General features: G+C 67.9%; 17 protein-coding genes. 7 read left to right on the forward strand and 10 right to left on the reverse strand.

Translation table 11 applies throughout. The annotated features are described in order from the left end of the window. Nucleotides 1-7: 7 nt before the first annotated feature. Nucleotides 8-2,119: a glycogen debranching N-terminal domain-containing protein gene (locus tag AB0H00_RS10940; protein ID WP_357264401.1), complete on the forward strand. Its 2,112-nt coding sequence runs from the start codon at nt 8-10 to the stop codon at nt 2,117-2,119. A 514-nt stretch (nt 2,120-2,633) separates the two neighbouring features. Here the strand turns inward: AB0H00_RS10940 and AB0H00_RS10945 are convergent. The 9 genes from AB0H00_RS10945 to AB0H00_RS10985 form a co-directional block, all read right to left on the reverse strand. Then, a complete protein-coding gene (locus AB0H00_RS10945) occupies nt 2,634-3,875 on the reverse strand; it encodes a DUF4241 domain-containing protein (protein WP_357264258.1) in 1,242 nt (413 codons plus the stop codon). A 261-nt stretch (nt 3,876-4,136) separates the two neighbouring features. Next, on the reverse strand, nt 4,137-4,592 hold the full coding sequence (locus AB0H00_RS10950) for a DUF350 domain-containing protein (protein WP_357264261.1): 456 nt from the start codon (nt 4,590-4,592) through the stop codon (nt 4,137-4,139). Between the two features lie 46 nt (nt 4,593-4,638). Then, the gene (locus AB0H00_RS10955) at nt 4,639-5,805 is read right to left on the reverse strand and encodes a glutathionylspermidine synthase family protein (protein WP_357264264.1); all 1,167 of its coding nucleotides are present in this window, start codon (nt 5,803-5,805) and stop codon (nt 4,639-4,641) included. Next, nucleotides 5,806-6,690, reverse strand: a complete 885-nt coding sequence (locus tag AB0H00_RS10960; RefSeq protein ID WP_357264267.1) for a hypothetical protein — start codon at nt 6,688-6,690, stop codon at nt 5,806-5,808. A gap of 30 nt (nt 6,691-6,720) precedes the next feature. Then, complete coding sequence (locus AB0H00_RS10965; RefSeq protein ID WP_357264270.1) at nt 6,721-6,999, reverse strand: acylphosphatase; 279 nt, start codon at nt 6,997-6,999, stop codon at nt 6,721-6,723. Then, the gene (locus AB0H00_RS10970) at nt 6,999-7,460 is read right to left on the reverse strand and encodes an OsmC family protein (protein ID WP_357264273.1); all 462 of its coding nucleotides are present in this window, start codon (nt 7,458-7,460) and stop codon (nt 6,999-7,001) included. Before AB0H00_RS10970 ends, AB0H00_RS10965 begins: the two co-directional genes overlap by 1 nt. Nucleotides 7,461-7,560: 100 nt before the next feature. Then, nucleotides 7,561-8,268: a response regulator gene (locus AB0H00_RS10975; RefSeq protein ID WP_357264404.1), complete on the reverse strand. Its 708-nt coding sequence runs from the start codon at nt 8,266-8,268 to the stop codon at nt 7,561-7,563. A gap of 25 nt (nt 8,269-8,293) precedes the next feature. After that, a complete protein-coding gene (locus AB0H00_RS10980; protein ID WP_357264276.1) occupies nt 8,294-10,843 on the reverse strand; it encodes a sensor histidine kinase KdpD in 2,550 nt (849 codons plus the stop codon). 69 nt (nt 10,844-10,912) lie between these two features. Next, entirely contained in the window at nt 10,913-11,077 is a 165-nt protein-coding gene (locus AB0H00_RS10985; protein WP_357264279.1) for a hypothetical protein, read from the reverse strand. A gap of 423 nt (nt 11,078-11,500) precedes the next feature. Here AB0H00_RS10985 and kdpF point away from each other — a divergent pair, with 423 nt between their 5' ends. From kdpF to AB0H00_RS11010, 5 genes are all read left to right on the forward strand, one after another. Then, nucleotides 11,501-11,587 carry a K(+)-transporting ATPase subunit F gene (gene kdpF / locus AB0H00_RS10990; RefSeq protein ID WP_357264407.1) on the forward strand — a complete coding sequence of 29 codons (87 nt, stop codon included), beginning with the start codon at nt 11,501-11,503 and terminating at the stop codon, nt 11,585-11,587. Next, nucleotides 11,588-13,258 (forward strand): potassium-transporting ATPase subunit KdpA, encoded by a 1,671-nt coding sequence (kdpA, locus tag AB0H00_RS10995; protein ID WP_357264281.1) that lies wholly within the window; start codon nt 11,588-11,590, stop codon nt 13,256-13,258. It begins immediately after the preceding gene. A 1-nt stretch (nt 13,259) separates the two neighbouring features. Then, nucleotides 13,260-15,416, forward strand: a complete 2,157-nt coding sequence (kdpB, locus tag AB0H00_RS11000; protein ID WP_357264284.1) for a potassium-transporting ATPase subunit KdpB — start codon at nt 13,260-13,262, stop codon at nt 15,414-15,416. A gap of 1 nt (nt 15,417) precedes the next feature. After that, a complete protein-coding gene (locus tag AB0H00_RS11005) occupies nt 15,418-16,287 on the forward strand; it encodes a potassium-transporting ATPase subunit C (protein ID WP_357264287.1) in 870 nt (289 codons plus the stop codon). A gap of 177 nt (nt 16,288-16,464) precedes the next feature. Beyond that, the gene (locus AB0H00_RS11010) at nt 16,465-16,881 is read left to right on the forward strand and encodes a DUF1707 domain-containing protein (RefSeq protein WP_357264290.1); all 417 of its coding nucleotides are present in this window, start codon (nt 16,465-16,467) and stop codon (nt 16,879-16,881) included. 63 nt (nt 16,882-16,944) lie between these two features. Here the strand turns inward: AB0H00_RS11010 and AB0H00_RS11015 are convergent, their stop codons facing one another. After that, nucleotides 16,945-18,324 (reverse strand): hypothetical protein, encoded by a 1,380-nt coding sequence (locus tag AB0H00_RS11015; RefSeq protein ID WP_357264293.1) that lies wholly within the window; start codon nt 18,322-18,324, stop codon nt 16,945-16,947. Nucleotides 18,325-18,899: 575 nt separating this feature from the next. Between AB0H00_RS11015 and smc the strand changes: the two genes are divergently transcribed. Continuing rightward, a complete protein-coding gene (smc, locus tag AB0H00_RS11020) occupies nt 18,900-22,520 on the forward strand; it encodes a chromosome segregation protein SMC (protein ID WP_357264296.1) in 3,621 nt (1,206 codons plus the stop codon). Nucleotides 22,521-22,640: the final 120 nt, after the last annotated feature.

The raw sequence follows: 22,640 nt of genomic DNA on the forward strand, positions 1-22,640 counted from the left end.
CGCACCACTGAGCCCGGCCCCCCTGAATTCCGGTGAGCCCACCGGATTCGGGGGGTGCGGCTCTGTCACCTTGGTAGAAGGCGGGACCTTCTGCCTGTCGAACCGGCTCGGCGATGTCGAGCTGGGCAAGCCGCACGGCCTGTTCTTCCGAGACGCACGCGTGCTGTCCCGGTGGGAGCTGCTGGTGAACGGCAAACCCGCCGAGCCGCTGTCGGTGCTGAGTCCTGAGGCGTTCGCCGCTAGGTTCGTGCTGCGCAGGCCGCCACAGGCGGGCCTGGCCGACAGCACGTTGCTGGTGGTGCGCGAGCGGATCGTGGCCGACGGCATGCATGAGTTGCTGACGTTGGAGAACATGGGCCGTGAGCCGACAGCGGTCTTGCTGGAGTTGCACGTCGACGCCGATTTCATCGACCTGTTCGCGGTCAAGGAAGGCCGTGCCGGGCACGCACGGGCCGATGTGACGGTGGCCGACGGCGAGCTGGTGCTGCACGACCATACCGACCGGATGCGGGGCATCTCCGTCTCCGCGACCGTCGAACCCGAGGTGATGCCCGGCACACTGGTGTGGCGAGTGATCGTCCCGGTCGGTGAGTGCTGGCAGACCGAGATCATCGCCCAGCCGACGTTGGGCAACCAGCGTTTTCAAGCGGTCGCCCCTGGCGAGCACTTCGGCGTCAGCGCGCCGGGACGCAAGATCGAGGCTTGGCGGGATACCGCCACCGACATCGTCGCATCGGATCCGGTCCTCACCCGGGTGCTGCGTCGTACCGAAAGCGACTTGGGTGCATTACAGATCCACGACGACTCCGGCGACGGCCGACCGTTCGTCGCCGCGGGTGCGCCGTGGTTCATGACTTTGTTCGGCCGTGACAGTCTGCTCACCGCGTGGATGGCGCTGCCGCTGGAGGTCGACCTGGCGCTCGGCACGCTGCAGCAGCTGGCGGAACTGCAAGGGCACGAGGTCAATCCGCTCACCGAGGAGGAGCCGGGGCGCATCATGCACGAGATGCGCCGCGGTCCGTCGGGCGGTCAGGTACTCGGCGGCAATATCTACTACGGAACCGCCGACGCGACACCGCTGTTCGTGATGCTGATGGCCGAATGCCATCGGTGGGGCGCGGATCCCGAGTCGATCAGGGAGCTGCTGCCCGCCGCCGACGCAGCGCTGCACTGGATCACCGACTACGGCGACCGCGACGGCGATGGTTTCGTCGAATATCGCCGTGCGACCGACCGTGGGCTGATCAACCAGGGTTGGAAGGACAGCTACGACGGCATCAACCATGCCACCGGGCATATCGCCGAGGGGCCGATCGCGCTCTGCGAGGTGCAGGGATACGTGCACGCGGCGCTGGTCGCAAGGGCGTATCTGGCCGAGGCGTTCGACGACGCCCGGCTGGCCGGGCAGCTGCGGGAGCGCGCCGCGGAGCTGCGCGGCAAGTTCGCCGAGCAGTTCTGGCTGCCCGACCGGGGCTGGTACGCCGTCGCGCTGGACGGTGGCAAGCGTCAGGTCGACTCGCTGACCAGCAATGTGGCGCACTGCCTCTGGTCGGGGATCGCCAGTGACGAGCACGCCGCCGAACTGGTGATGCGGTTGTCGGGCCCCGAGATGGACACCGGCTTCGGGTTGCGCACCTTGGCGTCGAATATGGGCGCCTATAACCCGATGAGCTACCACTGCGGCTCCGTCTGGCCGCACGATACGGCGATCGCGGTGGCCGGCTTGCTGCGCTACCAGCACCTGCCCGGCGCAGTCGAGCTGGCGACCCAGCTGGCCTCCGGATTGCTGGACGCGGCATCGGTTTTCGACGGGCGACTGCCCGAGCTGTTCTGTGGCTTTCCGCGGTCGAGGTTCGCCAGTCCCGTTCCGTATCCGACGTCCTGCTCGCCGCAGGCGTGGGCGAGTGCCGCACCGTTGCTGCTGGTGCGCGCGTTCCTCGGCCTCGACCCGGACGTGCCGACCCGCACCCTCACCGTGCGTCCGCAGCTGCCGCTGACGTGGGGCAGGGTCTCGCTCCGGGCGTTGCGCCTCGGCGCGATCACCGTCGACCTGGAAGCGGAGGGCGGCCAGATCACCGCGGCACGGCTGCCCGACGACTGGCGGTTGGTCACCCGATGACGTAGGCAGGTTGCGGACCGAGGCGAACGTGTATGCGCCCAGGATAAAGACATTGGCAAGTCTCTCGTACTGACACCCACACGGGCTTGGAGGTGCACGATGCAGACATCGCTGAATACGCGGGACTTGTGGAGGACTCGGTACCGGGATTGCACCGCGGAACCCACCACGGATCTCGACATGGACCGCGCACTGTTCATCCGGAGTGTTCACGCGGGCCACGGTCCGGAATGCCGCCAATACCTCGCGGCGGCGGCCTACTGCCTCGAGCACATGGACGACACTTGACAGTTCGGTTTCGATCGTGAGAAGAACCGAGAATCATGGTGCCTGCACCGTGGCGCTGCGTGCTCACAGCCGCCGACAAGCCGTAAACTCCGCTCTGCGAGTGAACGGAGTGAACATGATGATCGTGTCGACACGTGCTCGCGCCACCTTTACGCGTGGCCGGTGTGCCGCGGTGCCAACGAGTTTATTCGCGGCAATCCTCCGCACTCGGTTCCGGCAGGTGGGCCTACTCACTCTCCCGTAACGGGGGATGGAGCTGGAAGTCGATGACAACGCAGCTCACTTGCCCGCTTTCGGTGCGGCCTATCCAGACAGGAAAGGTTCCGTCGGGCCGGCCAGCAGGGAAAGCGATGAGGTTCGGCTCCGGCTCCGCGCCGATCAGTTCCACCGTGAAACGGTCGTAGAGGCGTTCGATCAGCTCGTCGTCGAACTCGTCTTCGTCCACTGTCCGGGTCTCGTCGAGGAAAACCGCCATGCCGGTCTCCACACCGACCCCGTAGAATTCGCCGTCGCCGAGCAGCCCAGGGTCCTCGTCGGGCCGGATACCCATTTCCCACTCACTTGGTGGGGTGTCCAGGAGGGTCACCCGGGCCGCGGCGACACGCGGCCCGCACAGAGTATCCGCGTACCGCATCACCGACACCGTGACCGGGTACTCGCCTGGTGGTACGCCGATAGTCGGCGAAGCCTCGTCGATCGAGCCAGGGTCCACGGCAACCAGCCGCCCGGACGGGACTCGCAGCAGTCCCGCATCGATGAGCTCGACAACGGCCGGACCATGCGGAGTGTCGCGTCTACCCGGAGTGAACAGCTGCTCGATTCCAGTGGCGCGCAGCGGTCCCTGCCGTTCGCCCGTAGATATCTCGTTCAGGGTTACCGTCGGGGCGGGCTCGTGGCCCTGCTGGGCGAGGAACCGCATGAAGACCTGCCAATCTCCGAATTCCGGTGCGGGGCAGAGGAAGTCTTCGATGGGAGCCGAAAACAGCTGCACTGTGCTATTTTCCGGCTCATCGATCGGCTGGCCGAGATCTCGAGCCCCACGCCGCTCGACCAAGGCTTGCTCCGACCCGTCGAACTCGGACCTGATCTCGACCAGTCCGTCGGTCGAGACTTTCGTGGTTTCATAGACGTCCCATTCATGGGAGAAGTACTGCTGCTCGCTGGAAAACTGCCATCGGTTGATAAACCAAACCCGCAACACCCCCTCGGAGTGGCTCTCGAGGTAGATGATCTGCGTGCGATAGGACCTGTCGTCGAACAGATGCACATTCCACCACTCCTTCCCCTCGTACTGGTAGTAATCGACCATCGCCAGCGGCCGCTCCCGCGCGGCCAGCAACACCGCGTACCTATCCCCGTCAGCATGTCTGCGCGCCGCAAGCGCACGCGATATCGGTTGCGGATGAGTCGGCCCGAGCGTGGAACCCCACGGGTCGCCATATGACACATCAAGACTGTCGAAAATCACGAACCCACTATCCCCACTCAGGACAACAACTGAACCCCGAACCGTACTGCCGTGCGCCCTGAGTGATGTCCCCCACCGAGGGGGACACCACCCGACGGAAAACTTGGCGGAGTTCGGCGAGTTTCTGGCCGGGTTGGTGGGTGCCTGGGTTGCGGTGAAGGAGGCGGCGGCTGCGCTCGTGCTGCGCCGCGCGCGGCAAGCTGTTCGGCCGGCGCGGCTCCGGTGCTCGGTCGGGCATCCGCGGCTGTGGTAGTGGTGGTTCTAGAGGATGGCGAAGGCGACAACCAATCCGAGGGCGAAGTGCGCGGCGGCCACGACGAGAACCTCGGTGGTGTAAGTGTCGGAGTGCAGCGCGGCGCCGATGTCGATGCCGAGCGCTCGCTCGATGACGCGGACCGAGATGACCTGCGCGACAATTCCGACCAGGCCGAATACGAGCGAGGCGATCAGCCCTTCGGAGAGCTTGCCGCCGCCGCCGACGGCGAAGATGGCCAGCACGACGATGAACGCCATACTGATCATGCCCGCCGCCGTGACGATGATGGCGTTCGGCTTGCCCGCCACCACCAGTTTGCGCAGCTTGCCCGGCGTGGTCAGATCGATGGCGTAGAAGCCGACGAGCATCAGCACCAAGCCGACCAGGGCGTAGAGAATGATCGCTCCCACGCCCTCGCCGAGCGAGCTCCAGTACCCCGATTCGAGGGCGACTGCGGTCATCTTGGTCCTTCCGGGTGAGTGGCGATGCGGCTGAGGTCGATTCGGGCTATTCGGAAACGATGCGGTGCGGAACGAATGCGGAGCCGTCGTCGGTGATCAGGCCCGCGGTCTCACGGATGCCCAGGCCCGCCGCGGTATCGCCGACGATCCAGGCGCCGAGCACGGGGCGCATGTCGTCGAATTCCGGGAGCGGGTCGAGCAATTGGTAGACGTAGCCTTCTTCGCCGTATACCCCGCCGGTGGCGGTTTCCAAGCCCGCACCGACGATGGTCATGTTGGCTCCTTCGCGTCCGAGCTTCGGTTTGCGGATGTACTCGGTCAGCTCGTTGGGTTGATCGAGATAGGCCGGCAACAGGTTCGGGTGCCCCGGGTACATCTCCCACAGCACGGCGAGGATCGCCTTGTTGCTCAGCAGGGTCTTCCACAGCGGTTCGACCCACATGGTCTGTGGCAGGCTGTCGACAACCCGCTTGCCGAAGTCGTCGTCGAGCGCCCACTCCCAGGGGTAGAGCTTGAAGATCGCCTCGATCGGCGCCTCGGCCAGGTCGACGAAACGTTCCAGTTCCGAATCGAATCCGACCTCCTCGATCGGAAGCGCGATGGTGTCGAACCCGGCCTCGGCGGCGGTCTCCTGCAGGTACGCCGTGGTGACGTTGTCCTCACCTGTCGCGTCCGCGCCGGACCAGGTGAAGTGCAGCTGGGGCATGGGTAGCACGTCGCGCAGCGCGCTCCAGCGCTCGACCAGCTTCTCGTGCAACGAGTTCCACTGGTCGCCACCCGGGTAGCGGTCGGTGAGCCAGTGCCACTGCACGATCGCCGCCTCCAGCAGTGAGGTCGGCGTATCCGCGTTGTACTCCAGCAGTTTCGCGGGCCTGCGGGCGTCGTAGCGCAGATCGAAACGCCCGTACACGTACGGGTCGGAGCGCTTCCAGGATTCGGCGATCGGGCCCCAACTCCACTCGGGTAGACCGAAATCGGCGAACCGTTCGGTGAGCACGATGTGCTCCACCGCGTTCAGGCACATCGAGTGCAGCAGTTCGACATCGGCCTCCAAGGCGAGGATCTCCGGCATGTCGAACGCGTAGTGGACGGACTCGTCCCAGTACGGCCTCGGCTGGCCGCTCGCGTCCCGTCCCGGTGAACCGTAGACCAGGCCCTGGCCCTCGATGGTCTGCTGCCAGCCCGGGCGGGGCGTATCGCGCACGCGCCGCATCTACGACCCCCCGCCGGTGCTCTTGCTGCCGAGCCCGCCGCGCTGCACCGTGGTTCCACTCTTGGTCTTGATCTCGGCGCTGCGCGGTTTGACCGTGGTACCGCCGGTAGGCGGCTTGCCGACGGTGCCCGTTCCGCCGTAGTAGTAGCGGTACTGCGGTCCGCCGCCAAGGATGATCACGCCCGGGCCGCCACCGCTATTGCTGACGAAGCCGGGTCGGCCGTCGCCGCAGTGGTCGTCGTCGACCAGGATCTCCTGGCCGTTCTCCGTCTTCACGCAGTGCGCCGTGACCCGGTCGGGTGCGGTGAGCGCACGATAGGCCAGGTAACCGCCGCCGACCAGACCGGCGACGCCGACAATGGCGACACCACCGATCATGACCCGCTTGCGCTTGCGCTTCTTGCTCTCCTCAGCCGCGACGGCGGCCTGCTGTGCTTGCTCGGCGTGCTTGCGCGCCTTGTCTCTGGCCCTCGCTTCGGCCACCGTGGGTGGGCGCGGCTTGGTGATCCCCGCTTCTTGTCGCTGCACACTGCCGCGGCGGGGTGGACCAGGAGTGCCGGGAGCCGCGCCCAAACCGGCGAGCCCTTCCGTACCGCTCGCGGCTCCGGGCGGCACCGAGCCCGGCGTAGACCAGTCGACGTCCGGCGGGGCGCCGGTCCCGCTCGGCGCGACCGCATCGGGCGTCATGCCCGGAACACTCGACGTGGAAGCCGACTGATCCTGCGCCTCGACGGAATCGGCCGGCGCGGACTCCGGGGCCGATCGCGCACCGGCCGCGGGTTCGGAATCGGCTGCGGCGGGCGTGGCCGGATGCTCCGAAGCGGACGACCGCTCGGGTTCGGGGTTGTCGGGACGCGTGCCGTCACCCGGATGCTGCGTGTTCACCGCTGCGCCCCCTCGTCGCCCGAACTACCACTAGCGCTCCTCGAAACCGGTCACATCACCCCGCGCGGGCTCCCAGCTTTCCACAACCAAGGTCACCCGACCAGGTGGAGTCCCCGAACGCAAGAGCTCGAGCAACCTTTCGCAAGCCTGTCGCGGTCCTTCCGCGACCACGTGCACGCGGCCGTCCCTGGCGTTGGTCGCGTGCCCGACCAGCCCGAGCTCCAACGCGCGTGCCCGGGTCCACCAGCGGAAACCCACTCCCTGGACCCAGCCGTGCACCCAGGCGCTCAACCGAATGGCGTCGTCCATCAGGCCTCGACGTCGAACGACAAGGTCACCTTCGACCCGGCTCGCAGCGTCCGACCAACGGTGCACACCTTGTCGATCGCGCGCTGCACGGTGACGAGCAACCGCTCGCGGGCCTCGTCGTCGAGATCACTGAGGTCGAGCTCGAACACCTCTTCCAACTGCGGGTAGACCTCGTTCTCCCGATCGGCGTCGCCGGACACCCGGATGGTCGCGTCGAAGTTGTCGCCGAGCTTGCGCGACAGCGGGAAGTCCGCACTCAGGCCCGAGCAGGCGGCCAAGGCGATTTTCAGCAGCTCACCTGGTGTGAACACACCGGCGACGCCCTGCGACCCGACCCGGACCTCGGCGCCGCGGGAGCTGCGGCCGGTGTAGGCCCTGGTCCCGGTGCGCTCGACCCACAACGTGGTCGGGCCCAGGTCGACCGGCGCAGAGGTGGCGGGTGTAGCGGTCTGTTCAGCCATGGTTCGATCCTGCCATTCTCGTCGGAATCAGCTCGCTCGCCTGGCAACGCCGATGTCGCGTGCGCCATTCCTGGCGTTCACCGGCCGGTGGCTGGGACCACTACTCTTGGAACCGGTAACCCATCCCGGCCTCGGTGATCAGGTGCCTCGGGTGGGAGGGATCCACTTCCAGCTTGCGCCGCAGCTGCGCCAGATATACCCGCAGATAGTGCGTCTCCGTGGCGTAGGACGGACCCCACACCTCACGCAGCAGCTCGCGTCGACCGACCAGCTTGCCGCGGTTGCGCACCAGCATCTCGAGCATGCCCCACTCGGTCGGGGTCAGGTGCACGATCTCGCCGTGCCTGGTGACCTTCTTGGCGGCCAAGTCGACGGTGAACGACGCGGTCACCACGACCGGGTCCGACGCGTCGGTATCGGTGGCGCCCCGGCGAACCGCGGCGCGCAGCCGGGCAAGCAACTCATCCATCCCGAACGGCTTGGTGACGTAGTCGTCGGCGCCCGCGTCGAGCGCCTCGACCTTGTCGGCCGAGTCCGTCCGCGCGGACAGCACGATCACCGGCGCCGACGTCCAGCCGCGCAGCCCGGCGAGCACCTCGATGCCGTCCATGTCCGGTAGGCCGAGGTCGAGAATCACCACGTCCGGATGCTTGTCGGCGGCCGCACGCAGGGCGGCGCCACCGGTCGCCGCGGTGATCACCTCGTAGCCGCGAACCGACAGGTTGATCCGCAGCGCGCGCACGATCTGCGGTTCGTCGTCGACCACGAGCACTTTGGTCGCCACCGCCTCGGGCGTTTTCGTCACCACCGCCTCCTGTGCCGTCGGGGACACCTCACTCACCTGCGCTTGTCGTCTCACGCGAGACATCCGCGCCCGCGTTGTCGGGGGTCGACACCTCGTCCCCGGGCAGCTCGACCAGCATGGTCAATCCTCCCCCCGGCGTCGGATCGGCGTGCACTGTCCCGCTCATCGCCTCGACGAACCCGCGTACCACCGACAGTCCGAGCCCGACACCCGTGGTGTTGTCCCGGTCGCCGAGGCGCTGGAACGGCTCGAACAGCTGCTCCTCCGCACCGTGTGGGACGCCGGGGCCGGTGTCGACGACCGCGATCGTGACGCGGTCTCCGGTGCGCTCGGCGGTGATCCGGACCGGGGTCTCGCGCGGCGCGTGACGCAGCGCGTTGTCGATCAGGTTGGCCAGCACCCGTTCCAGCAGGCCGCTATCAGCCCGCACCGAGACGTCGCCGACCTCGATCTCGACCCGGTCCATTGCCGCGCGCCGCAGCCCGCGCGCGCCCATTCCGACGCTCACCAGCGCGCGGTGCACCACCTCGTCCAGGTACACCCGCCGCAGCTGCGGCGTCACCACGCCGACCGCGAGCCGCGATGAGTCGAGCAGGTTGCCGACCAGCGCGGTGAGCTGATCCACCGACTCCTCGATTGTCTCCAGCAGCTCGGCGGTGTCCTCCGCGGAGAATTCGATGTCGTCGCTGCGCAAGCTGGAGACGGCGGCTTTGGCCCCGGCCAGGGGCGTGCGCAAGTCGTGGCTGACCGCCGAGAGCAGCGCTCGACGCAGCCGGTCGGCCTCCAGCAGCGCCGCCGCGGCACTGGCCTCCTCGGCGAGGCGGGACTGCCGCACCAGTCCGACGGCCTGATTAGCCACCGCGTTGAGGACTGTACGGTCGGCAGCAGCCAGCGGCCGGCCCGCGAGCAGCAGCCAGTGGTGCGCGTCGCCCGCCTCGACCACGGTGCTCGCGTCGGCGGCCAGGCGTGGCGGGTCGACGCCGATCTCGGCCAGCACCCGGTCGCCCGCCACCAGGCTGACCGCGCGTTGAGCGAAGGTCTCCCTGATCTGCTCCAGCAGCTTGGGCAGATCGGCGCCGTGCAGGATGGCGCCGGAGAACATGGTCAGCAGCTCGGCCTGCCGAGAGGCCTTGCGCGCCTGTCTTGTCCGCTTCGCGGCCACGTCGACCAGTGCCGCGACCGCGACGGCGACGATGAGCAGTACAACCACGGTGACGAAGCTGTCCGGCTCGGCAATGGTCAGGCTGTGGCGCGGCGGCGCGAAGAACCAGTTCAACAGCAGGCCGGATAGCAGCGCCGAAACCGACGCGGGCACGATGCCGCCCAGCAGAGCCACCGCGACGACGCCGACAACGAACACCGCGCTGATACCGCCGAGATCCAGCACGTCGTCCAGGTAAGCGACGCTGACCGCGCAGACCAGCGCAGGCACGAGGACCGCGGCGAGCCAGGCGGGCACGGGCCTGCGTGTACGCAGTGCGGAGCGGCGCAGAAAACCAGGGTGGGCTTCCTCGTGCGTCACCATGTGCACGTCGATTTTCTCCGAGCGCTGCACCACAGCGGACCCGATGCCCTCGTCGAAGATCCGTGCCCAGCGCGAGCGACGCGAGGTGCCCAGCACCAGTTGAGTGGCGTTCGCCTCGCGCGCGAATTCCAGCAGGGCCGAGGGCACGTCGTCGCCGGTAACGGTGTGCAGGGAGGCGTCCAAGCTGGCCGCGAGCTCGCGCAGCCGGGCAAGGCGCTCGGTGGAGACCCCGGCCAGCCCGTCGCCGCGCACGACGTGCACGACCACCAGGTCTGCGCTGGATTTCGTGGCGATCCGGCTGGCCCTGCGCACGATGGTCTCCGATTCCGGGCCGCCGGTCACCGCGACCACGACCCGCTCGCGCGCCTCCCACAGCTCGGTGATCTTGTGATCGGCGCGGTACTTGGCCAGCGCGGCGTCGACTTGGTCGGCCAGCCACAGCAGCGCCAATTCGCGCAACGCCGTGAGGTTGCCCGGCCGGAAATAGTTGCGCATCGCCGTGTCGATCTTCTCGGCGGCATACACATTGCCGTGGGACAGTCGGCGCCGCAACGCTTCCGGTGTGATATCGACCAGCTCTACCTGGTCCGCGCCGCGCACCACAGCGTCTGGTACAGTTTCGCGCTGCTGGATGCCGGTGATCTGCTCGACGACGTCGTTGAGGCTCTCCAGGTGCTGCACGTTGACCGTGGAGATCACGTCGATGCCGGCGTCGAGTAAGTCCGCCACGTCCTGCCAGCGCTTCTCGTGCGTGCTGCCCGGTGCGTTCGTGTGCGCCAGCTCGTCGACCAGCACCACCGCGGGCGCGCGTCGCAGCACAGCCCCGACGTCGAGTTCGGGGAGCGTGGTGCCGCGGTACTCGATCAGCTTCGGCGGAATGCGCTCGATGCCCTCGAGCAGCCGCGCGGTCTTCTCCCTGCCGTGCGTCTCGACGATCGCGGCCACCACGTCGCGGCCGCGCTCCAACCGCCGGTGCGCCTCGCCGAGCATGGCGTACGTCTTGCCGACTCCCGGCGCGGCACCCAGGTAGATGCGCAGCTGGCCGCGTTTCACGCCTTCATCATCGCGCGCCGCGGGTCAGGGGCCGAGCAACCCTCCGAACCGGCGTGCTGCGCCCGGCGCTCAGACATCGAACGCACCCGGCTCGTTCGTGGCCACCGCTGGGCACGGTCGGCCCGCGACGACCACGACCTGCGGGCGGCGCGGCTGTGCGCGGCTGCCCAGCACCCGGATGACCAGTGCACAGCACACGAACCCGACGAGAACGGCGATGGTGACTGCTGACATGACAACCCTTCTTCCGATGAGACACCGCCGGTTGTGCTGGAGTCGTCCGCCTGACCGGCTCTCCACTTCTACCGCCGTGGTACCCACCGACCCTGATCTTTACGGTCTGTTGACGGTCGAGCGCTCTTCTTTGACAGGTTCCTTTCGGCGTTCCGGCCGACCGGCCCTGGGGGACACGGTCGTGCAGGTGTGCACTCGTGGGTACAGCTATGCCGTTAACGAACCGCAAATGCGGAATCCCTGGGCGCTAAGGAGTTGTAAGGAATCGCCTCGTACCGTCGCCTGGGCGCTTGACTCGCTCTGGCGCGCTCCACTCCGGCGCGCGGATGGAGGTTGGCGAGTCATGTCTGTCGTGCTGTTCACGGCGCTCACCGTGGCGGCGTTCGCGCTGCTCGGACTGGTCCAGCGCGGGGTGGAGAAACTGTGATCGCGAATCTCGTCGGTCTGATTCTCGCCGTTGGTGTCGCCGTCTACCTGGTCGCGGCGCTGCTGTTTCCCGAGAGGTTCTAGGTGAGCACGACAACCGCGGGGATCGCCTTCGTGGCGTCCCTGGTCCTGGCGCTCGCGCTGGTCCACGTGCCGCTCGGCGACTACATGTACCGGGTGTACTCCGGCCGCAAGCATTCTCGCGTGGAACGCCTCGTCTACCGGGCGACCGGCGCCCAGCCCGATGTCGAGCAGACCTGGTCGGTGTACGCCCGCAGTGTGCTGGCTTTCTCGGCGGTCGGCGTCCTTTTCCTGTTCTTCTTCCAGCTGGTCCAAGGCAGACTTCCGCTGCACCTGAACGGTCCCGGTACCGAGATGACGCCCGCGCTGGCCTGGAACACCGCGGTCAGCTTCGTGACGAACACGAACTGGCAGAACTACTCCGGTGAATCGACCCAGGGACACCTGGTGCAGATGGCCGGGCTCGCGGTGCAGAACTTCGTCTCCGCCGCGGTCGGGATGGCGGTGGCGGTGGCGCTGGTGCGCGGGTTCGCGGGCAGGCACACCGGCGACCTCGGCAACTTCTGGGTGGACCTGGTGCGCGGCACCCTGCGCATCCTGCTGCCACTCGCGTTCGTCTTCGCGATCGTGCTGGTCGCGGGCGGCGCGATCCAGAACTTCCACGTGCACGACCAGGTCGCGCGGACGCTGAACGGCACCCAGCAGATCGTTACCGGCGGTCCGGTGGCCAGCCAGGAGGCGATCAAAGAGCTGGGCACCAACGGAGGTGGCTTCTACAACGCCAACTCGGCGCACCCGTTCGAGAATCCGCGTACCTGGACCAATTGGGTGGAGATCTTCCTGCTGCTGGTGATCAGCTTCTCGCTGCCGCGCACGTTCGGAAGGCTGGTCGGCAGCCGTAAGCAGGGCTACGCGATCGTCGCGGTGATGGGCACGATCGCGCTGATCAGCGTGACGCTGACCAACCTGGTTCAGCTCCAGCACCACGGGACCGTGCCGACCGCGATCGGCGCGTCGATGGAAGGTGTGGAACAGCGCTTCGGGGTGGCGAACTCGGCCACCTTCGCGTCCGCGACGACGCTGACCTCGACCGGCGCCGTCGACTCGTCCCACGACTCCTACACCAGCCTCGGCGGCCTGCTGGCGATGTTCGACATGCAGCTCGGCGAGGTCGCGCCGGGCGGGACGGGCTCCGGGCTCTACGGCATGCTGATCCTCGCGGTGATCACGGTCTTCGTCGCGGGTCTGATGGTCGGCCGCACACCGGAATATCTCGGTAAGAAGATCACGCCGAAAGAGATCAAGCTCGCCGCCTCGTATTTCCTGATCAGCCCGTTGATCGTGCTCGTGGGCACGGCGCTGGCGATGGCATTGCCGGGGCCACGGGCGGGCATGCTGAACTCCGGGCCACACGGCCTGTCGGAGGTGTTGTATGCCTTCACCTCAGCGGCCAACAACAACGGTTCGGCGTTCGTGGGCCTGACCGGAAACACCGACTGGTACAACACGTCGCTCGGCCTCGCCATGCTGTTCGGCCGCTTCGTGCCGATCATCTTCGTGCTCGCACTGGCAGGTTCGCTGGCCCAGCAGGGCACCACCCCCGAGTCGATCGGCACCCTGCCGACGCATCGGCCGCAGTTCGTCGGCATGGTCGTCGGTGTGACGGTGATCCTGGTCGCGCTCACCTTCCTGCCCGCACTCGCGCTGGGGCCGCTCGCCGAAGGAATCCACTGAAATGACCAGTCCCGCAATCGAAAAGAACATCTCCGCGGAGTCCGAGCCCGAAAGACAACGGCGGGACAAGGGCGTCCCGAAGGGTGTGCTCGACCCCACGATGCTGGTGACCTCGCTGCCGGACGCGGTGCGCAAACTCGATCCGCGCACCCTGTGGCGCAACCCGGTGATGCTGATCGTCGAACTGGGCGCGGTCTGGTCGACCGTCCTCGCTTTGACCGATCCGAGCTTTTTCGCCTGGGCCATCGTCGTGTGGTTGTGGCTCACCGTGATTTTCGCGAACCTGGCCGAGGCGGTCGCCGAGGGCCGCGGCAAGGCTCAGGCGGACGCGCTGCGCAAGGCCAAGACCGACACGGTCGCGCGGCGGCTGCCCGACTGGTCGCCGGGTGCCCGGGCGGACGAAGAGTCGGTCGCCGCGCCGGATCTACGCCGCGGCGATCACGTGGTCGTCGAGGCAGGGGAGGTCATTCCTGGCGACGGCGACGTGGTGGAGGGCATCGCATCCGTGGACGAGTCGGCGATCACGGGCGAATCCGCGCCCGTGATCCGGGAGTCCGGTGGCGACCGTTCGGCGGTGACCGGCGGAACCACCGTGCTGTCGGACCGGATCGTCGTGCGCATCACCCAGGAGCCGGGTCAAAGCTTCATCGACAAGATGATCGCGTTGGTGGAGGGCGCGAGCAGGCAGAAGACGCCGAACGAGATCGCGCTGAACATCCTGCTCGCGGCGCTGACGATCATTTTCGTCTTCGCGGTCGTCACGTTGCAGCCGATGGCGATGTTCAGCAAGGCGAACAACCCTGGGGTGGCGGACACGTCGGCGCTGGACGTGCACGGCGTCACCGGCATTGTGCTGGTCTCGCTGCTGGTGTGCTTGATCCCGACGACGATCGGCGCGCTGCTGTCGGCCATCGGCATCGCGGGCATGGACCGGCTGGTGCAGCGCAACGTCCTGGCCATGTCGGGCCGTGCGGTCGAGGCCGCGGGCGACGTGAACACGCTGCTGCTGGACAAGACCGGCACCATCACCCTCGGCAACCGCCAGGCGTCGGAGTTCGTCCCGGTGCCCGGCGTGAGCAAGGACGAATTGGCCGACGCCGCACAGCTTTCCAGTCTGGCCGACGAGACACCCGAAGGCCGTTCCATCGTGGTGTACGCCAAGCAGGCATACGGGCTGCGGGAGCGGACGCCGGGCGAACTGACGCACGCGCAGTGGGTGGAATTCACCGCCCAGACCCGGATGTCCGGGGTCGACGTCGACGGGCGCCTGCTGCGCAAGGGTGCGGCGAGTGCGGTCACCGAATGGGTACGTGCGCACGGTGGTTCGGTGCCCGACGAACTCGGAGCGACGGTCGACGGCATTTCCGCCGCGGGTGGAACTCCGCTGGTTGTCGGACAGATCGCGGACGGAGCGGCCAGGGTGCTCGGCGTGATCCACCTCAAAGATGTGGTGAAGCAGGGCATGCGGCAGCGGTTCGACGAGATGCGCAGGATGGGCATCCGCACGGTGATGATCACTGGCGACAACCCGTTGACCGCCAAGGCGATCGCCGACGAGGCCGGGGTGGACGACTTCCTCGCCGAGGCGACGCCGGAGGACAAGCTGGCGCTGATCAAGCAGGAACAGGACGGCGGGCGGCTGGTCGCGATGACCGGCGACGGCACCAACGACGCCCCTGCGCTGGCCCAGGCCGACGTGGGTGTCGCGATGAACACCGGCACCTCGGCGGCCAAGGAAGCCGGCAACATGGTGGACCTGGACTCCGATCCGACCAAGCTCATCGAGATCGTGGAGATCGGCAAGCAGTTGCTCATCACCCGCGGCGCCCTCACCACCTTCTCCATCGCCAACGACGTCGCTAAATACTTCGCGATCATTCCCGCGCTGTTCGTCCCGCTGTTCCCCGGCCTGGATCGGCTCAATGTCATGCGCTTGGCCAGCCCGCAGTCGGCGATCCTGTCAGCGGTGATCTTCAACGCGATCGTCATCGTCGCGCTGATCCCGCTGGCGCTGCGCGGCGTGCGCTACCGGCCCTCGAACGCGTCGGCACTGTTGAGCCGCAACCTGACCGTCTACGGCCTGGGCGGCATCATCGCGCCGTTCATCGGCATCGAACTCATCGACCTCGTCGTCCAACTCCTCCCCGGGATGTCCTGACATGCGCCTTTCAACCTTGATCCGGCAGCATCTCGCCGCGCTGCGCGCGGTGCTAGCGCTCACCGTGATCACCGGAATCGTCTATCCGCTGGCGGTTTTCGCTGTTGCGCAGGTTCCGGGACTGCACGACAAGGCGGATGGTTCGCTGCTCGCGGAGAACGGAAGAGTGGTGGGCTCCAGCTTGATCGGACAGTCGTTCACCGATTCCGGCGGCGCGGCGCTGGTGCAGTACTTCCAGAGCCGCCCGTCCACGGCGGGGGACGGCTACGACCCGATGTCCACGGCCGCGAGCAATCTGGGTCCGGAGGACATTGTCGACACCGCCTCACGCACCAGTCTGCTCACCACGGTGTGTACCCGCAGCAAGGAGGTCGGCGAGCGGGAACGGGTCGATGGCAGCCGCCCGTACTGCACGAAAAGCGGTGTGGGCGCCGTGCTCTCGCTGATCGGGTCGCGCGACGCCTACGGTGACGTGCCGCATCCGGCGCAAGTCGTCAGCGTCAACGAGGCGTGCCCGGCGCGGCCGTTCCTGGCCGACTACCGCGGGGTCCGGGTCGAATGCGCCGAGCCGGGCAGGGACTACTCCATCGGCCGCATCGTTCCGATCCAGGGCGATGCCCCGGCCGACCCGCCCGTGCCTGCCGACGCCGTTACCGCGAGCGGCAGCGGGCTGGACCCGAACATCTCCACGGCGTACGCGGCGATCCAGGTGTCCCGGATCGCGCAGGCACGCGAGATTTCCGAGGAGCAGGTTCGTGCGGTGGTGGACGCGCATACCAGCGGTCGAACCATGGGTTTCCTCGGTGAGCCGCGGGTTGATGTTTTGCGACTGAATCTGGATCTGGACCGCAGCTACCCGTATCGCGGCTGACCAGCGCACGAACGCGGTCGTCAGCTACGGTTGCCGACCGCGTTCGCGTTGCTGTCGGTGGCCAACGGCGATCCAGTCGGCCGGTTGACGAAGGGCGCGCAGGTTGACGTTCCACATTAGAGGGTTATGCTGGAATGATATTCCACTATGGAGTGTGAAAACGTCGATAGGAACGGCATGGACATCGCGACCGGTACCCGCGCCTCGAACGCCGAACGGGACAAGGTGGTGCGGCTGCTCGGCAGGCACCTGTCGGACGGACGAATCGATCTCGCCGAATATGACCAGCGCGTCGGCCAGGTGTATGCCACCACCACCCGCGACGACCTGAACCTGGTGCTGTCCGATCTGCCCGAGCTCGCCAAGGAGGTCGCCGAACCGGCCGACATGTGGACCCGCCTCCCGCTCTGGCAGCGGATCGAGGGCACGACCTGGCTCGGTGTGAGCCTGCTCGTGCTGGCTATCTGGGCAGCGATCTCGCTCTCTGTCGGCGAGTTCACCTATTTCTGGCCGGTGTGGGTGATCGGCCCGTGGGGTGCGGTCCTCGCGTTCCGTATGGTGGCCGGCTTCGAGGGTGGCCGCCGTACGAGCTGAAATCCTTTCGGCGCTGTCGGTCGAATCGTCCGGGGCAGCGCCGATTCGCGTCTCGGGTCGCGCCTACCACCTGCGCCGGGAGGTCGGCTCATGCGCTGGGGGCGGCTGGTCGCGCCCGCCGCGGCGTCCGGGGGCGGGTTGGTCGTGCGACGGTTCGGCATGGTGGTCGGACGGCGCGAACCGAGCACGGGGCCGGGATGTGTGCTCATTCGGAGTCGACGGCGTCGCACGGCGTCGCGCGGGCTCGAAATCCAGGGGCGGGTAGGGATCTCGTTGCCGCCCGGGTTGGCGATCTGTGGGCGGCCGGCGGTGTGTCGCGGCCTCGTAGGCGGGCGATGGGTATTGCCTGGATCGGCGTGCTCGCTCATCGCGAGTGTCCGGTTGGTCGTCGGGTGTGGCGAATTCGTCGTAGTCGGTGCGGTCGTCGCGTCGACGATCTGGCTGCGCGGTGGTGGGCCACTCGTGGCCTCGTGGTCGTCGGTCGGGGCTGGAAGCAGGCGCGGGCAGGCCGGGCCGGAGCACGGGAAGTTCCCGGGTCACCTCGGCGGCGCTGACGCCCTTCTCGCGGTACATCGCCGGAATGTCGTGGGCGCGCAGCCAAGCACCCGGATCGTGGCGGGCACCCGGCTCCAGCCTTGGAATGGCCTGTTCGAGCAGGTCCAGAAGATCGCCGGTCGTGGCGCCGAGCGCGGTGCGGATCGCGGGGAACGCGTCCGGGTGGAACGTCCACTTCCATTCGGGTTGCGGGTGCGCGCCACCGCGCTCACGTCGGTGGAAGACGAGATCGCCGGAGCGGACGATTCTGGCACGCATGCTCCATCCGCTGGATTCGACTACCAGCTCCCCGGTTTCGGTGCGCTCGACGTGGTCGATCTCGTCGTCGACGAGATCGACGTCCGGCTCGGTGCGGCGCACCCATTTCGTCAGGGCACTCCACTTGGCGAGCAATGGCGGCGCGGGCTCGTCGGCATCCGCTGTGTCGGCCCAGCCGCTCCGCAACGTGCGTGGAATCCACGCGGTGAGGTTGGCGCGCGTGGAGGTATCGAGCCGGTCGTCGTCCTCGAGTGACAGCACGGAATCCGGTCGCGCAGGCCGGCCGGTTCGCTCGGCGCGGTCGCTTCGTGCGTTGTCGTCGTCCAGCTCCCCGGACCGGCCGGAGAAATTCCCATGAATGGGAGCCTCGTCGTCGTCCCATGCGCTGGCGGCGCGTCGCCAGTCCGCGTCCTCTTGCCGGTTCCGCGCATTCAGTGCGATCTCGAACCACGCCGCGACCAGTCCGGCCACCCCGAACCCGCCCGCGACGGCCACCTCCACCCACACATCGCTCAGCACCGCACTTTTGCTGCGCTCACACGCGTAGAGGAACACCAGGCAGCCGAGCACCAGCGCCGTGATGCGGGCAAGGCGGAACGCTGTGCTGGTCCCTGGTGAGGGGGCAGGCATGCTGTTGCGCTCCCGAACATTTCGCTGGTGAATCAGAGGGATCGTATGTGCCCGGACGGCGCGGCGTCAGTGCATGGTCGAGACCTCTCGGACAGCAGGTTTGTCCTGCGATCCGCCGCAATGAGCTGGCAACCGTTCGCGCCGGCCGATTCGGTGCCGCAGACGACGACGCGGACCGATTCGGCAAACCGATCGGACTACGACGCGAATGCTCGCCGCGCAACAAATGGTTTCGCAACGCGACAACTGATCTCAGGAAGCACATGGGTAACTCGCCGGGTACGCCCAGAACCCGGGCGATACCCGATGCAGGACCTGAACGCAACTCCCGTGACACCCCACTGGTACGGCCCGAGCACCCGGGAAGGCGGGGGAGCAACTCGCCGGGTACGCCAGAAGTCAGGCGGCACTCGACGCAGGACCTGAACGCAACTTCCGTGATACCTGACTGGTACGGCCTGCGGACCCGCAGAGGCGGCTCAGCCCCGCGTCGGGAGTGCCCGGCACTCGACGGATACCATGACTGGTCGCCGGATTCTCTGATCACCAGGCAGAACACGGAAAGGTCGTCGACTTTGCACCTGAAGAGTCTGACGTTGAAGGGCTTCAAATCTTTCGCGTCCGCGACGACGCTGCGGTTGGAGCCCGGCATCACGTGCGTGGTCGGTCCGAACGGATCGGGCAAATCGAACGTCGTCGACGCGCTCACCTGGGTCATGGGTGAGCAGGGTGCGAAGGCGCTGCGCGGCGGCAAGATGCAGGACGTGATCTTCGCGGGCACGACGGGTCGCGCACCACTCGGCCGCGCCGAGGTAACACTGACCATCGACAACTCCGACGGCGCGCTGCCGATCGATTACGCCGAGGTGTCCATCACCCGACGCATGTTCCGCGACGGCGCGGGCGAATACGAGATCAACGGCAGCTCTTGCCGGCTGATGGACGTGCAGGAACTGCTCAGCGACTCCGGCATCGGCCGTGAGATGCATGTGATCGTGGGACAGGGACAACTGTCGGCAATCCTGGAATCGCGCCCGGAGGACCGCCGCGCCTTCGTTGAAGAGGCTGCCGGGGTGCTCAAACACCGCAAGCGCAAGGAAAAGGCGGTGCGCAAGCTCGAGGCAATGCAGGCCAACCTGGCCCGCCTCACCGACCTCACCACCGAGCTGCGCCGCCAGCTCAAACCGCTGGGCAGGCAAGCCGAGGTGGCCCGAAGAGCACAGACCGTGCAGGCCGACCTGCGCGATTCCCGCCTGCGCCTCGCCGCCGACGACCTGGTCACCCGCCGCCAGGAGCTGGCAAGCCGGCAGAGCAAAGAGGCCTACGCCCGCGAGCAGCAGATCACCGTGCAGTCCGAGCTGGACGCCGCCAACGCCGCGCTGGCCCAGCAGGAGTTTCAGCTGTCCCGCCTGACCCCGAGCGCCGAGGCCGCCGCACAGATCTGGTTCCAGCTCTCCGCGCTGGCCGAGCGGGTCAACGCGACGATCCGGATCGCGGGCGACCGTGCGCGTCATCTCGACACCGAAACGCCGGTCGGCACCGGCCGCGACCCCGAACAGTTGGAGGCAGAGGCCGAACGCGTCGAAGCCGAGGAAGCCGAACTGCGTGAGGCCGTCGAGATCGCCGCCGAAACCCTCGATGCGGCCAGGGAGCAGCTGGCCGAACGGGAACAGGCCGCGAAGGCCGCCGAGCAGGCGCATCTGGCCGCCGTGCGGGCGATCGCCGATCGGCGTGAGGGGCTGGCCCGGCTGTCCGGCCGGGTCGACACGCTGCGCACCAAGGCCCAGTCGGTGGACGCGGAGATCGCCAGGTTCTCGGTCGCCATCGCCGACGCCAGGCACCGCGGCGAGGCCGCGCAGGCCGAATTCGATGCCGTGCAGGTCGAACTCGGCGAACTGGACGCAGGTGAGGCGGGGCTGGACGCGCAACACGAGCACGCGGTGCAGGCGCTGACGCTGGCCGATCAGCGTGTCACCGAGCTGCGTGAGCAGGATCGTGACGCGAGCAAGCGGGTGGCGTCGCTGACCGCGCGGATCGAGGCGCTCGGCATGAACCTGGCACGCCGCGATGGCGTGGCCTGGCTGGTGGAGAACCGCGCGCAGGGGCTGCTCGGCCCGCTGTCGGCGCTACTGCGCGTGCACGGCGGTTTCGAGGCGGCGGTCGCCGCCGCGCTCGGCCCGCTCGCCGATGCCGTCGCGGCTGACACCGGTGAATCCGCCCATGCCGCGATCCGCGCGCTCAAGGGCGGTGACGGAGGGCGTGCCGCGGTGGTATTCGGAGTAGACGGCGAGCACCGGCCCCAGCTCGGCGCGTTACCCGGTTCCGCCCGGTGGTTGACCGACGTGGTGGACTGCCCGGACAGCGTGCGCGGCGCGATCACGGCGCTGACCGCGGGAATCGCCGTCGCTGACGACCTGGCCGCGGCTCAGGCGGTCGTGGCCGCGGCGCCCGGCGTCCGTGTGGTCACCCGCGACGGCGATCTCGCCGGAAACGGTTGGCTGCTGGGCGGTTCCGATCGTGCGCCGAGCCAGCTGGAGATACAGGCCGATATCGACGCGGCAAAGGCGGACTTGGTCGCCTCGCAGCGCCGCGCCGAGGAACTGGAGGCGGCGCTGTCCGGCGCCCTCGCCGAGCAGGCCGACCGCAAGGACGCCGTCGACCATGCGTTGCTGGCGCTGCACGAATCCGACCAGGCGCTGATCGCGATCTACGACCGGCTCGGCAGGCTCGGCCAGACCGCACGCACCGCGCACGCCGACAGCGAGCGTCTGCTGGTACAGCGCGCCGAAACCGAGGCGAGCCGGGAGGAAGCGCTCACCGCGCTCGCCGAGCTCGAGGATCGCCTGCGGCACGCGGAACTCGAACAGTCCGAGGTCGACGCCGACGGCATCGGCGCGGCGGGCACCGAATCCGCGGGCCGCGAGCGCGAGGAGGCGGCGGCCGCACTCGCGGAGGCGCGTTCGATGGAGGTCGAGGCCCGGCTCACCGTGCGCACTGCCGAGGAACGCGCGGAATCGGTGCGCGGCAAGGCGGATTCGCTGCGCAGGGCCGCTCGCGCCGAACGGGAGACCCGTGCTCGCGCCGAGCGCGCCCAGGCAGCGCGCAAGAGGGCGGCCGAGGTGGCCGCCGCTGTGGCGGAATCCGGTGCGAAGATCGCCGCCGAACTGGAAAAGGTGGTCGGCGAGGCGGGTACCCGACGCGACGAGCTGGTGCGCAGGCGCGCCGAATGCGCCGCCCAGGTCGAGCAGGTCAAGGAGCGTGCGCGCGCGCTGACCGCGCAGCTGACCCAGCTCACCGACGCGGTGCACCGCGACGAGGTGGCCAAAGCCCAGGCGGCGCTGCGCATCGAACAGGTGGAGGCGACCATCGCCGAGCAGTTCGGCATAGCGCTGACCGACCTGATCGCCGAGTACGGTCCGGACGTGCCGCTGCCGCCGTCGGAGCTGGAGATGCAGGAGTACGAACAGGCCAAAGCGCGCGGCGAGCAGGTCAGCGTCCCCGCCCCGATGCCCTACGATCGGCAGACTCAGGAGCGGCGCGCCAAGCGCGCGGAGAAGGACCTCGCCACCCTCGGCAAGGTGAATCCCCTTGCGTTGGAAGAGTTCGCGGCCCTGGAGGAACGCTACAACTTCCTGGCCACCCAGCTGGAGGACGTCAAGAGCGCCCGCAAGGACCTGATGGACGTGGTCGCCGACGTCGACGCCCGCATCCTGCAGGTGTTCACCGAGGCCTACGCCGACGTCGAGCGCGAGTTCGTCGGGGTGTTCGCGAAACTGTTCCCCGGTGGCGAGGGCAGGTTGCTGCTGACCGACCCCTCCGACATGCTCACCACCGGCATCGAGGTGGAGGCCAGGCCGCCGGGCAAGAAGGTCAAGCGGCTTTCCCTGCTGTCCGGCGGCGAGAAGTCGCTCACCGCGGTCGCTCTGCTGGTGGCCATCTTCCGCGCGAGGCCCTCGCCGTTCTACGTGATGGACGAGGTGGAGGCCGCGCTGGACGACACCAACCTGCGCCGCCTGATCGGTCTGTTCGAGCAGTTACGCGAGAAGAGTCAGCTGATCGTCATCACCCACCAGAAGCCGACGATGGAGATCGCCGACGCTCTCTACGGCGTCAGCATGCGCGGCGACGGCATCACCCAGGTGATCTCCCAGCGGATGCGTGGGCAGAACCTTGCGCCCGTCGGCGCGGCGGGCTGAACTGACGCGCGGCCGGCGGTGAACGTGACGGCGCCGGAGTCCGGACCTGTGCTGCGTCCTTGTTGATGGCAGCTTCGCGCGCATCGCGTTTTGTCAGCGGTAGCACGCGCCTTGTCGGCC

It is taken from the genome of Nocardia sp. NPDC023852 (assembly GCF_040639505.1).
In the GTDB taxonomy this organism is placed as follows: domain Bacteria; phylum Actinomycetota; class Actinomycetes; order Mycobacteriales; family Mycobacteriaceae; genus Nocardia.